Origin of the sequence: Lysinibacillus sp. FW12, from assembly GCF_050817245.1 — a bacterium.
GTDB classification, from domain to species: domain Bacteria; phylum Bacillota; class Bacilli; order Bacillales_A; family Planococcaceae; genus Lysinibacillus; species Lysinibacillus irui.
Window position 1 is genome coordinate 1,135,587 of sequence record NZ_CP139094.1, and the last position, 13,976, is coordinate 1,149,562.

Here is a 13,976-nt window from a genome sequence, read left to right on the forward strand (position 1 = left end):
ATGCAGCCTAAACAAAATCTGAACAGATGAACTATTACGATTAGATAAAACCAGTATAATGAGCCTTTTGTTCAGATTTTGTTCAGACATAATATAGTACATTAGAATGTGTTGAAAATACAAGAATAGAAAGGAGAAAAGGAGAATTATAGGGATATTTGAAGGACGGAGGTATGAAGAAATGACAAGGAAAAAACGCTGGCTACGTTCCCTTTCTGCGGTGCTCTCGTTGTCTTTAATTACAAGTAGTGTATCGTTTTTAGGAATACAGGAAAAAGCACAAGCAGAAGATTCTGGTGACCCGGTGGTAACTATGGGTAGTCCAGGTGGTGTCAATAGTGGTTTAATTTCATGGGTGGATGTAGAAAAAAGTGCAGGAATAAAGGAAGGCGAAATTCAAATCCCTTCTTTAACAGATTTAGCCACAGAAGGCAATTGGTCAGTTGTAGGAACTGTTCAAAATGATAAAGTAGCAAATGCATTAAATTTTAATGGAGGTATCCACATATCATCCGGAAAAGGCTATTATAGCCGATCAGGGGCAGATTTCGATACTAAAAGCTCAGCACGAGATATTTTTTCAGTTCAAAAAAGTGATAATTATTCTGGATTTCCTTGGGAATGGGGAGGAAGTTATACTGCATCATCTCAGTATGGACTGAATAATGGTCAACAGATTCGAACCTATTTTGGTAGTAAAAAACATCGTGATGTAAGTATTGGCAAACATGATTTAAAGAACGGTTCACTAATGAATATTTGGAGTGCAACCAATGACTGGGGACTTTCACTAAATGGTAAAATATTATCTAATGATTCCACCACTAATGAAACTAATTTCACCTCCCCAATAACAAGTAGTAATTCTTATTATTTTGGAGCAGGTCATAATTCTCGATTTAATGGAATAATTAATGAAACGATAGTTTATAACCGTAAACTTGAGGATAATGAGCGTAAAAAGGTAAATAGCTACCTTGCATTAAAATATGGGATTACATTGAAAGATGATGGTAGTTTAATTGATTATATTGCTAGCGATGGTTCTACAATGTGGAAAGCTATTAACAATACAGATTATGGCAACCACATTACAGGTATTGGACGCGATGATAACGGTGCTTTATATCAAAAACAATCAAAATCTCAAGTGAATGGTGCGAATATTACAATTTCTTTGGGAAATGAGATCCAAGCAACGAATGCAGAAAACCTTAACACAATCACAAACGACAAATCATTTTTCATGTTTAGTGATAACGGACAAGACGCAACATTTGCTACTCCATTATCTAAAGAAGCTGAGCAGTTACAACATACTAAACGTATCTACAAAATAGAAAAAACAAATTGGTCAGATACAGATATTACGCTGCAAGTAGAAAAAGTAGTAGGTGCAACAGATTGGCCGCTTTATTTAGTTATTAGTGCAGACGACCAATTTGACACTAGCGATTCATTCCACCAGCTTACAGATGGAAAAGTAACGTTAGATAGTAGTAAATTTACGAATGGTGCATACTTTACGATCGCAGCACCTGTGCCAACAATTGAAAGTGCATCACTCGAGCATGCACAAGCAGGGGGCAATCAAATTACCCTAACGTTTGACAAAGATATTAAATTGACTATTGGAGAAGGCTTTACGATTACAGTTAGTGGTAATACAATTACAAATGCAATTTTTACAGTTGATCCAGCTGATGCGAAAAAACTCATTATCACATTACCAGCTGATACAGTTGTAACAGGCAATGAAGTAAAAATTGACTATAATACTACTCAAGGTAGCTTAAAAGGGACAAGTGGTGTGTCCGTAAGTAACTTTGAAGTACAAATCGTTAATAAAGAGCTACTTCAAGCGAAAATAAATGAAGCAGAAGGTTTAACAGCTTCAGACTATACAGCCGAAACATGGGCAGCTTATCAAGAGCAATTAACAGCAGCTCAAAATGTATTAAATGATCCAAATGCAACGCAAGAAGAAGTGAATCAAGCATTAGCTGATTTAACTATAGCTCAAGAAGCGCTACAAAAAGTAACTGGTGTTAATAAAGAGCTCTTCAATCTAAAGTAGATGAAGCAACAGGTTTATTAGAAACAGATTACACACCAGAGACTTGGGCAAATTATCAAAGTAAATTAACAGCAGCTCAAAATGTATTAGATGATCCAGATGCTACCCAAGAAGAAGTGGATCAAGCGTTAGCAGATTTGACAATAGCCTACAAAGCATTAGAAAAAGTATCTGGCGTTAATAAAGCACCACTTCAAGCGAAAGTAGAAGAAGCAGGAGGTTTAACAGCTTCAGACTATACACCCGAAACATGGGCAGCTTATCAAGAGCAATTAGCGGCAGCTCAAAATGTATTAGATGATCCAAATGCAACGCAAGAAGAAGTGAATCAAGCATTAGCTGATTTAACAGTAGCTCAAGAAGCGCTACAAAAAGTAACGGGTGTTAATAAAGAGCCGCTTCAATCAAAAGTAGATGAAGCAACAGGTTTATTAGAAACAGATTACACACCAGAGACATGGGCAAATTACCAAAGTAAATTAACAGCAGCTCAACATGTGTTAGATGATCCAGATGCTACCCAAGAAGAAGTGGATCAAGCATTAGCTAATTTAACAGTAGCTCAAAAAGCTTTAAAACCAGTCCTTATAACAGCAGGTCTAGGCTCATTAGTACCATCTCAAGGTGCACTAAATCCAAGCTTCTCATCAGAAGTAACAGATTATACAATGAACGTTGATAATGCCACATCACAATTAACGTTCTTAGCAACACCAATTATTCCAGGTGCTTCGGTGACAACAACGGTCAATGGACAACTAGGTACCTTTGAACAAATTCCACTACAAGTAGGGGAAAATATAATTGTGATTACAGTAGCAGATGGAAACGGTGATGTGAGACATTACACGATTAAAGTATATCGTGAAGCTTATACAGGTGGGGGTAATTCAGGTGGCGGAGGTACATGGACGCCAGATCCAACACCACCGGTAACACCGACACCAAGTGAAACAAAAACAAAAATTCAGGTAGAACTTGAAATTGATGGTGACAATCCACTCGAAAAAACAACGGTGGAAATTCAACGTACGAAGCATGCGAATGGTAGTGTAACAGACTTTGTCAACTTAACATCAGCGCAAGCATTAGAAGCAGTAGAAAAAGCGAAACAAATTGGCAATAGCATTGCACGTATCGTTATTCCTGATGTGAATGATGAAGTGGATCAAGTAACGGTAGAAGTACCAAAACAATCTCTCCAAACGTTACGTGACAATGGTTTATCATTAGAAATTTCTACTGAAAATGGTCATATTGCGATTCCGCATAGCTCAATGGAAGGCATTGACGACAACTTCTACTTCCGTTTAGTACCAGTGAAGAAAGAAAGTGAGCGTCAAGCGATTGAGGAACGTGCAAAAGCAGAGCAAGTCGTACGTGAAACACTAGAAAGTGATGATGTCCATGTTGTAGCACGTGCGATGACAATTGAAACGAATATGCCAAGTCGTCCTGTTCAAGTGACACTACCTTTAAAAGGTGTGAATGTACCAACAGCGGCAGCGGAGCGTCAAGCATTCCATGATCAATTAGCTGTATTCATTGAACACTCAGATGGCGAGAAAAAAGTAGTGTTCCCTGAAGTCGTAACAATGGCGAAGGGTGAACTTGGTCTACGTTTTACTGTAGAAAAGTTTAGTACATTTACGATTATTCAATTTGACAAGCAAGAGGTTGAACAACCAGCGGTAAGTGAGCACGAGGCTTATATTAAAGGATTCTCGAATGGCACATTTGGTCCTGATAAGAATGTAACACGTGCACAGATAGCCATCATGATGGCTCGTATTTTAGGCTACACAGAAGGACAAGCAGTCCATAAAGCACCATTTAAAGATGTAGCAAAAGATCATAGTGCGGCAGGAGCGATTGCCTTTGTTAAAGAACAAGGCATTATGAATGGTGATAACAATGGTAACTTCCATGCAAATAGCAACATCACGCGTGCTGAAATGGCAGCAGTCGTAGCCAACTATAAACAGTTTTCTGTAGAAGAAGGGGCAGCGATTACGTTCAAGGATACAAAAGGCCATTGGGCACAATGGATTATTGAAGCAAATCGCGCCTCAGGCATCATCAACGGTCTTGAGGACGGAAGCTTTGCACCAAATGCAGCGTTAACACGTGCACAGGCTGTTGTAATGATGAACCGCATGTTTGAACGCGGTCCATTACATGGCGTGACAGAACCAAGCTTCCCAGATGTTAAAGCCACACATTGGGCTTTCAAGGAAATCGAAGAAGCAGCTAACTCTCACAAGTATTTTATTGATGAGGAAGGCAAAGAGCAGCTTTCAAAATAATAATAGTTTAAGCAGGCTAGGGAGAAAATCCTTAGCCTGTTTTTTTATTAGAGTTGAAAGTACTTTGTATTTTATTTTAATTAGTACTTTTGTTCAGATTTTGTTCAGATGAAATTTGTTAGACTTAGTGAGGTTATTTTATTATTGAAATTTAAATAAATGAGGAGGAAGTAATAGATGAAGAAAAGCAATGTATTATATGACAAACTATTTAAAACTGCACTAGCTACAACGATGGCAACAAGTGCCATTGCAGTTGTGGCACCAGACTATACAAAAGCAAGCGAAAATGAGGAGATTTTTTCGGATGTTAAAGTATCCTCTGATTATTATGAATATGTGAATGAATTATTTGAGCGTGGTTTTGTTAGTGGCTACAAAGATGGTTCATTCAAACCAGGAGGACTTTTAACACGTGCAGAAGCCTCAAAAATTTTAGCACTCAATTTAGGACTAGATGTTACTAAATCATTTCATCATACATTCAAGGATGTTCCAACGAGTGATTGGGCATACCCGTACATAGCAGCGTTAAAAGAAGCAGGCGTTATTGATGGATTTCAGGATGGAACCTTCAAACCAAATGCTCCGATTACACGAAATCAAATGGCGAAAATTATTGTTAATGGCTATGGCTTAGAGCCTGCAACAGAAATTAATTTACCATTTTCAGATACACAAACAGAAAATAATTGGGCTGCCCCTTATATTCAGACTTTATTTGATTTAGGTATCACAACTGGACAAACTGCTACAAAATATGGTGGAGATTCAACAGTAACACGTGGGAACATGGCAGCATTTACAATCAGATCAGAGGTAACAACGGATTATCGTGATAACCGCCGACCAGATGAGAAAATGATTACTTCTATAAATGGGAACAAAATGACAATTGGTGGTCAGGTGTATTACATCAAAAAAGAGTTACAGCCATTACTTCATGCACGAAATTTAGCTTTATTAAATGAGGCGAATCTAGATTTTATCAAAATTGGTACAAAAATTATCGGAATTCGTAATTTAGAATTAGTAAACGGTGGTACAGCAGAAAATCCACTGACATTAGATTTGGCTGGTGGTACAGTCGAGGCAAATATAACAATTGCTGGCGATTATATTAAACTGGCAAACGCAAATATCACAGGTGATATAACGGTTAAAAAAGGTGACCAAAAACAAATTGAATTAAATGGGCTAGCGTTAAACGGTCGCTTAATTATTGAAGGGGAAGCAAAACGTGAGCAAGAATCGGTCATTAAGCTTGCAAACACAACAGTGGATGAGATTGTTGTAAATCGTGACAAAACTAAGATCTTGACAGATAATGCTTCACCAACTATTAAGGTTGATAACAATGTATCTAATATTGAAATTGCTGGTAAAATAAGTTCCATCAATTTTAGTGGCAATCAGGATGTTGTCGTAAAAGGACAGCTTGAAACTAACAATTTAACAATTGATACCCCAATAAAAGTAACGCTTGAAAACAAAGCTCAGCTACCATCTGTGGAAACAAAACAATATGGAAGCCAATTAATTGTCCCTAAAGACACTATAATTGATACGTTAATTAAGCCAGAAAATATCAAGCCTGAAGAAGCTGTAAAGTACCCAGCAGGAGAAACGGCAACAATAAAAAATGTAACAAATAGTGAGGTAGTTGAACGCCCAACTACGCCATTAACTCCAACTCCTTCAACTGGCGGTGAATCTTCAGGAGGCGGTTCAACAGGTGGTGGAAATAATGGAGGCACAACGAACCCATTTGTATCCCAAACTTTAAAAGCCAATAATGTTGAGGATACAGACAACAAAGACCCACTTGCTGTAGGCATGATTGGTACAACAGTTACATCAAGTAATAATAATGTTGCAACAGCTACCTTAAAAGATGGAGAAATCATTATCACATCAAAAGGTCCTGGTACAGCTATTATCTCAATTAAAGAAGATGCACCTTCCTTAAAAGAAGCACAAATTATCGTTACAGTAGATGCTAATGGTAAAATAACACATATGATTAAACGTCCTCTTGAGGTAGTGCAAGATAAAATTACTGCAACACCAGCACCAAGTGCAGAGGATGCAATAAAAATATTTGAAGGTGTTGATATTAAAGGTGTAACACCGGAAAATATTACAGAAGTAACAGCTGCCGTGAAAAAAGCGATTGCTGAAAAAGGTAAACCGTTAACAGAAAATGAATTAAAGTTAGTAGTTGATACGGCATTGCTTCCTTCGCTTATAAAAAAAGATAACCCAAGCTTAGAGCAGGTATCAACACCACTCGATTTAGTTACAGTTGGACCAAATGGTACAAGCTTTGAATGGAAGTCAGCAACAAAAGTGGGCGACCATAATGCAAACATCGACCTATCAACAGGTAATGTAACTCAAGATGATGCAGATAATAAAAATGATAAACTTATGTTAAATGTTACAGCAACGAATGGAAATGCATCTAAAGAAAATTCCATCGAAACTACAGTTTTAGAATCGAAAAAGCCATACCTAGTAAGTGCAACTTTAAATGATATCGATAAAGATGGAAATACTTCACCAGGTGATACAATTACATTCAAATTTAGTGAACCTGTCAAATATTCAGGTAATACAGAGGATCATAATATTGATGAGCATCTTTTTGGAAAAGACTTTGTCTTTGGTATGGGAACTGATCAATATCCAATCAACGCTGTTTGGTCTGAAGATGGGACAAGCCTAACAATGACAATCGGTGGAGACACAACTAGCCCTAATGTCTATAAAGTAGGCTCTGAAATATCCCTAGTGGAAGGCTCTGTAAAAGATGCAAATGGTGGTGAAAGTATATCCAATTCAGTTAAATTACAACTTGAGCCATTTGCTTATGAAATTGTTCAAAATGATTTAACAGGGGACTTTATCTGGAAAAACAATGAGGTTGTAAGTGAAGCAGCTGGGAAAATTCAAGATTCAATTACTTTCTCACAGAATGGGGAACCGGTAGAAGGTTTAGAAATTTCATATACAGATGAAGATATCGCTCAAGGTACTATCGCATCAGGTGTATTCTCACTTAAATCTGTAAATGTTACAAAAAACGGTAATACACAAAAAATCATTTTTGCGGATGGGGAAACTCTTAAGGTTACTACGTCAACGGTTTTACGTGTAAAAGACAATACAGAAGTAACAAATAGTATAAATCATATTCTTGTGAAAAATGGTTTGGTAAAAACAATTACAGTAGATGATTCTGTAACAGATACTATAACAGTATCTAAAGCAACTTTAGCTAACCCGGTTACTATAGACGGTAAGGATAAATTAATATTTAATGCAGGATTGGCGGTTACAGCATCTCAAGATGAAGTTTTATTGAAAAATTTAACGGTAACAGGTGGTTACAAAGGCGATCAAAAAGATGGAGAACGCGGACCACTATATTTAAGTGGAGCAGCAGACGTTACACTTGATCATGTAAGAGTGGATGCAATAGGCTCTGGCGGTTATGGAGCTTCAGGGATACTATTAAAAAATGCTAATGCAAAACTAGTAATAAAAGATTCAACTGTTTCGACTGTTTTTGCGAAATCTGATAATCCAGCTTATTACGCATGTGGAATACGATCTGATGTAGAAGGTGCTTCTATAGATATTATTAATTCTACAATCTTATCAAATGGTGCAAACGGAGTTTCAAGGGTTATTCAAACGGGCAAAGGTGCTTCTTTAAATATCGCTAATAGTACAATAAATGCGGAAGCGACTACTTACAATGGTACCGTATATGGGATTTACTTAGGAGATGGCTCTAGTTTAACAATGAGTGACGCAAGTAAAATTAGTGTCAAAGCTCCAAGTGCCAATGGATTTGGGATCGGAAATAATGTCAATTATTCAAATTTAAATGTTTCGGATACTACTGTATTTGATATAGATAATCCAGCTTCTGGAAAAATAAAAGCTCCATATGAGTATGATCCTGAAGGTTTAGTTGTACTTAATAATGCATGGGCAAAAATTGATGAAAACTTAATTAAAGCCGATAATCCATCCTTAAAGGAAGTAACAGAGGCTCTAAATTTACCAACTAATGTAGAAGGCGTTTCAGTTTCATGGGCTGCTAATACAGTAGATGGAGCAACAGTCAATGCTGACGGTACGGTTACTAGAAGCAGCAATGATGATGAAGATGATATAGTGACATTAACAGCAACACTTACACATAATGGGATGACGAAAACGAAAGACTTCCAAGTAACTATTAAGGAAAATAAAGTTCCGACAATCGCTTCGGCAATATTAATAGATGACAATGCCGATGGAAAAGCTACTATGGGTGAAAGTGTTGAGCTGACATTTAGTGAACCAGTAACTTTCAGTCAATTATTAATTGGTGACCAAGAAATTAATTTGGAACAGGGAACTTGGTCAGAAGATAAGAAGAAGCTAACTATTACTTTACAAGACGACATAACAGCAGTTGGTACAGTAACTGTAAAGGTTAATGACTTAAAAGATGCTGCCAATAATTACACTATTGAAAGTATAGTCGATTTAATTGTGCCAAGTGCAATAGAAGCATTTAAAGTTTCGAATGTGAATATTATACAAAATGGTGCTGAACCTATAACAGTAACTCAACAAGGAATTTATAAATTTTCTGTTGATATAAACCTTACTACAAATGGAGAAGGATTTGCTCTAGATAATGTATATGTTGCTCAGGTAAGTGGTGGGGTCTTGAAGAAAATTGAAACTGGGACTGCAATTGAAAAATATGATACAGTTTTAGAACTTGGTGGAAACCCTTATACGATCGTAACTGTAACAGAAAAGGTTGCAAGTGGAAAAGACCCAGCATTGACAAGAAACATACGCTATCCAGGAACTACGTATAAAGCTGAGGTAATTCAGCCAAGTTTAGTACCGTCACCAGGATCAGAGCAAATTGCATCTTTTAAAATATCTGATGTTGTACCATTGGCAGGGACAAATACTCGCAATAAGACTATCGCAATTACTATAGATGGAATGTCAGTTGAAAAAGTAATTACTTTATCAAGTGAAACAACTGATTCTAGTCTTGCTACTGCTATTGCTGAGGCATTTACAGATGAATTTTTTGGTTATACTATTACGGCTGTAAACAGTGACGTAATTATTACAGCAAACGAAAAAGCACAAAATGTATCAATTTCTGCTGAACTAAAATAATATTAAGTAACTAAGTTGAATGCCCCGTCAAGGATATTACTAACCTTAACGGGGTGTTTTTTGATCAATTAGAAAAATGATTCCTTGTTCAGATTTTGTTCATGCATTCTGTGATACTATTTCTAAGGGAGTTGATTGAAAAAAACATAAGCAATATGATGTTAACATACATAAGAATTTACTCGTCTACGGAGGCGTGATAATGAAAAAGAATATCCTACTTATTGTTAGTATTATCATGCTGTTTGTTATGGTCTTTTTCTTTAGCAATTGGCATTATTTCTCCAATAATCATCTTCAAACGGTACATGAAGGTGTTGTAAAAATAGAGGAGGAGCAATTACAAAAACCAATAAAGCTAGAAGGAGAATGGGCTTTTTATCCTAATGTCTTAATTCCTTCATGGGAAAAGCTTGATAACTATGAAAATACACGGCTTACACTTGATGTTCCTTTTGATTGGGGGAAATATGTACAGCCAAATGAAGAAGGGATTGAGGTTGGCACCTACCACGTCAAAGTAGAGGTTCCGAAAGATGGATTTTATGGGTTATATATTCGATCAATTCGACAGGCTAATCGTGTTTTTTTAAATGGTGTAGAGGTAGGGGCTAAAGGAAAAGTAAGTACAGTGCTAAGCGAATATGGCTCTGAAAATGATGATAGATATACTGTCTACGCCTATAGTGAAAATAAAGAATTAGACATCATTATTCATGTTGTGAACTACAATAATTTTCAGCCTGGTATCGTCTATCCTATTGAATTTGGCAAAAAGAAGGTTATTCAACAGCATTATAATTGGAAAGTGTTTTTAGATGCATTAATCAGCATTGGGCATATCGTTATTGGGGTCGTTTATACTTTTACCTATATACAGAATCGTAGACGTAAAGAAGAACTGTTTTTTGGCCTATTTACGATTTCATTAGGATTTTATATGTCGTTTATTAATCAAAAAGTATTTTTCCTATTATTTTCTGATATAGTACCAATCGATCAATTGCGTTTACAGCTAGGTTCGATTCCAATAGCGCTCCTTTCTTTAACATTATTTATTTATACGATGTACCCACAATTACAAAAGAGAAAAGTTATTTATATGCTTGTGGCCTTACTCAGTGTTGTTTTTGTATTTTACGGTTTTTACAATCCAATTACTCAAAATGCAAGAGCGTCTTCTGATTTAGAGGTGTTCCTGAGGAAAATAGCGTATATCAGTATAACGTTACCCGTTATTTTCTATAATGTTTGGATTCTGATTCGAGTGATGTTAAATCGACTTGAAGGTGTTCGTTATGTATTAATCGTTATTTCAGCTATTTGTTGTTATACGATTTTACTTGTTATTAATTTTATATTTGGTATACCGATTGATTATACAGAATTTGTGCTGTTTTTACTGATCTTATTCGGCTTTGCTTCATTATTAAATTACCGGGCTAATCAAGCATTTGAGAAAATCCAAACTTTATCAGGAGAATTGCTAGCACACAATCAAATGAAGGATGAATTTCTACTAAAAACATCCCATGAATTACGTACCCCCCTTAATGGTATTTTAAATTTATCAAAAACCTTAATGGAAGGTGGGCAGGGACCGTTGAAGCGGACGCAACAGGAGCAAGTCATTTTGATCCATAATGTCACACAGCGTTTAGGACATTTAGTAGAGGATTTATTGTTTTCATCCAACCAAATGACGGGTGAAGTAAGAGTTTCTCCTCGTCAAGTCCCTATCTCTGTTGTCATTGAGGTAGTAGAAGAAATTCTTAGTGTGATGCCTAAGAATAGTCAAGTCCGTTTACATGCTGAAGTTGATTTAGCGCTGCCAGCTCTATGGACAGACGAGTTACGCTTTAAGCAAGTGCTCTATAATTTACTGCATAATGCCATGAAATACACAGAAAATGGCGAAATCGTAGTGACGGCTTATGTCAATGAAGAGCATATGGTGATCCAAGTGAGTGATACAGGCGTTGGCATTCCTGCACAGGATTTAGATCGTATCTTTAATGCCTTTTATCAAGTAAATAATCAACATAAAAAAGAAGGGCTCGGTTTGGGATTAAGTATTACTAAAAATATTGTAGAAAAATTAAATGGTGACATTCATGTAACAAGTACGTTAGGACAAGGGACAACCTTTACGTTTACAATGCCACTTGCAACTGGTGAAAATGTTAGCATTGAGCAATCACCTGCGATTGTCACACAGACAACTACTGAGGTACTCCAGCTTAACTTACCACTTATTCATAAAGGAAATGATAAAAAAATACTTGTTGTGGATGACAATCATGTCAATATAAAAGCTTTAGCTGACGCATTAGCTGTCAAAGGATATACAGTGATAGCTGTTGATAATGGCTTTGATGCTGTAGATTATATTAAAGCAAATAAAGTAGATTGTATGTTAATAGATTTAATGATGAATGGGATGTCTGGTTATGAGTTATGTAAACGAGTACGCAAACAATATGATATGCTGGAATTGCCGATCATTATCTTAACAGCAATCATGAAGCACTCTGATTTAGTATTATCTTTAAAAGTTGGTGCAAATGATTACTTACAAAAACCTATTTCAATGGATGAATTATTTATTCGCATTGAATCTTTGTTAGCTGTTCGTCAATCTTCAATAGATGCCATAGAAGTAGAAATGAATTATTTGTATTCACAGGTCACGCCACATTTTGTGTATAACACGCTTAATACAATTATTGGTTTGAGCTATACGGATATGGACAATACTCGTGAAGCACTTTATTGTTTGGCAACGTATTTCCGAGCCAAGCTTAATGTCCATTATCGAAATAGCTTTGTCTCTGTTGAAGAAGAGATGGAGCTGGTAAAAGCATACTTATATATTGAAAAGATGCGTTTTGGTGATCGTTTAACGATTAAATATGATATTGATGAATCCATTCATTTAATGATTCCTGCATTATCTATTCAGCCATTAGTTGAAAATGCTGTTTTCCATGGTATTTCTAAAAAACAAGAGGGCGGTACAGTAGAGATCAGTGTACAGCGTGAGGGGCAGTTTGTCCGCATTAAAATCTATGATAATGGTGTTGGTATCCCTGAGGAAAAACTTCATCAGCTGGTAAATGAAGAAAGTACCCGTATTGGCTTTATGAATCCGTTAAAGAAATTCAAATTAATGAAAAATGCAAGTTTACGTTTATACAGCGAGGAAGGAAAAGGGACCACTATTGTCGTTTTATTACCAGAGGGTGGTGGAGCATGAACATAATTATTGTTGATGATGAAAAAATGGCAATCGATGTTTTAAGCATCATGCTACAGCGGCTTACGCAATTTCAGATTGACATCAAGGGGGCATTTACAAATGCAGCGGATGCCCTCCGTTTTCTTGAAAAAGAGTCAGTTGATCTTGTCTTTTTAGATATTGAAATGATTGATATGCATGGTATGCAAGTGGCTAAACAATTGCTAGAAAAGCATCCATCCTTACAAATAGTTTTTGTGACGGCCCATGCACAATTTGCTGTGGATGCATTTGAAGTAGAGGCAACAGATTATTTATTAAAGCCTGTCCATGAAAAACGACTGGTCAATGCATTAGTAAAAGCGCAGAAGAAAATGCAATTACAAGTAGAAGCACAACCCGTTCGTAATGAGAATTCTATATATGCGCATACTTTAGGCAGTTTTTATTTACTCGATGCTAAGCAGGAGGTCATTAAGTGGCGTACTAGGAAGACACGCGAGCTGTTTTTATATCTATGGTTTCATCAAAAAAAGCCTATGATGAATGTTGTCATTATAGAGGAATTATGGCCAGATTTAGATTTTGAGAAGGCGACAAGTAATTTACATACGACGATCTATCAATTAAGAAAACTGCTAAAAGAAAATGGAATGCAAGATTCCATTCAATTAATTAATAACCACTATCAATTAAATGTAGAAATTAAAAGTGATTTTGATTATCTGAACCAATTATTGGAACAGAGTGCGCATGACGAAGATTCCATTCAGCAACTATTGAATTGCTATGAAGGTGATTTTTTAGCTGAAGAGGAATATTCATGGGCTATTCAAATGAGACTTCGTTTAAAGCAGGGTGTAATGCATGTGCTTGAAACATATATTGCCCATTCAAATTCTGTTAATTCATTGTTGAAATATAATTGCCTGCAAAAATTGCTAGAGCTAGATGAATTTAATGAAAAGTATATGTTTCTTTTGTTAAAATTTTTAATCTCGCAAAATAAAAAACAGGATTGTACGAAGTGCTACGAAGCCATTCAGGAAAAATTAGCGGAGATTAATATGCCTGTCCCTGAGAACATTCATAAAATTTATAATGATTACATGTCGAAAGTGTAATCTTTGCTTTCTTCAACAGGAATATG

The 13,976-nt window shown here is 36.2% G+C and carries 5 protein-coding genes and 1 pseudogene; all 6 read left to right on the plus strand.

The annotated features are described in order from the left end of the window. The first annotated feature begins 181 nt into the window (after window positions 1-181). Window positions 182-2,077 (plus strand): hypothetical protein, encoded by a 1,896-nt coding sequence (locus SJW71_RS05770; RefSeq protein WP_431811853.1) that lies wholly within the window; start codon window positions 182-184, stop codon window positions 2,075-2,077. A gap of 41 nt (window positions 2,078-2,118) precedes the next feature. After that, window positions 2,119-2,178, plus strand: a pseudogene (locus SJW71_RS05775) (hypothetical protein); the annotation flags it as partial. A 15-nt stretch (window positions 2,179-2,193) separates the two neighbouring features. After that, window positions 2,194-4,383 carry an S-layer homology domain-containing protein gene (locus SJW71_RS05780; protein ID WP_431811854.1) on the plus strand — a complete coding sequence of 730 codons (2,190 nt, stop codon included), beginning with the start codon at window positions 2,194-2,196 and terminating at the stop codon, window positions 4,381-4,383. Window positions 4,384-4,560: 177 nt separating this feature from the next. Then, a complete protein-coding gene (locus SJW71_RS05785) occupies window positions 4,561-9,588 on the plus strand; it encodes an S-layer homology domain-containing protein (RefSeq protein ID WP_431811855.1) in 5,028 nt (1,675 codons plus the stop codon). Between the two features lie 202 nt (window positions 9,589-9,790). Then, window positions 9,791-12,844, plus strand: coding sequence for an ATP-binding protein (locus SJW71_RS05790; protein ID WP_431811856.1), 3,054 nt, complete (start codon window positions 9,791-9,793; stop codon window positions 12,842-12,844). Beyond that, window positions 12,841-13,950: a response regulator gene (locus SJW71_RS05795; protein WP_312505795.1), complete on the plus strand. Its 1,110-nt coding sequence runs from the start codon at window positions 12,841-12,843 to the stop codon at window positions 13,948-13,950. Before SJW71_RS05790 ends, SJW71_RS05795 begins: the two co-directional genes overlap by 4 nt. Window positions 13,951-13,976 lie beyond the last annotated feature (26 nt).

What these genes read in the sequence shown, in the direction of transcription:
- SJW71_RS05770 (WP_431811853.1), top strand. Translation starts at nt 182, where the DNA reads ATGACAAGGAAAAAACGCTGGCTACGTTCCCTTTCTGCGGTGCTCTCG.
- SJW71_RS05785 (WP_431811855.1), top strand. Translation starts at nt 4,561, where the DNA reads ATGAAGAAAAGCAATGTATTATATGACAAACTATTTAAAACTGCACTA.
- SJW71_RS05790 (WP_431811856.1), top strand. Translation starts at nt 9,791, where the DNA reads ATGAAAAAGAATATCCTACTTATTGTTAGTATTATCATGCTGTTTGTT.
- SJW71_RS05795 (WP_312505795.1), top strand. Translation starts at nt 12,841, where the DNA reads ATGAACATAATTATTGTTGATGATGAAAAAATGGCAATCGATGTTTTA.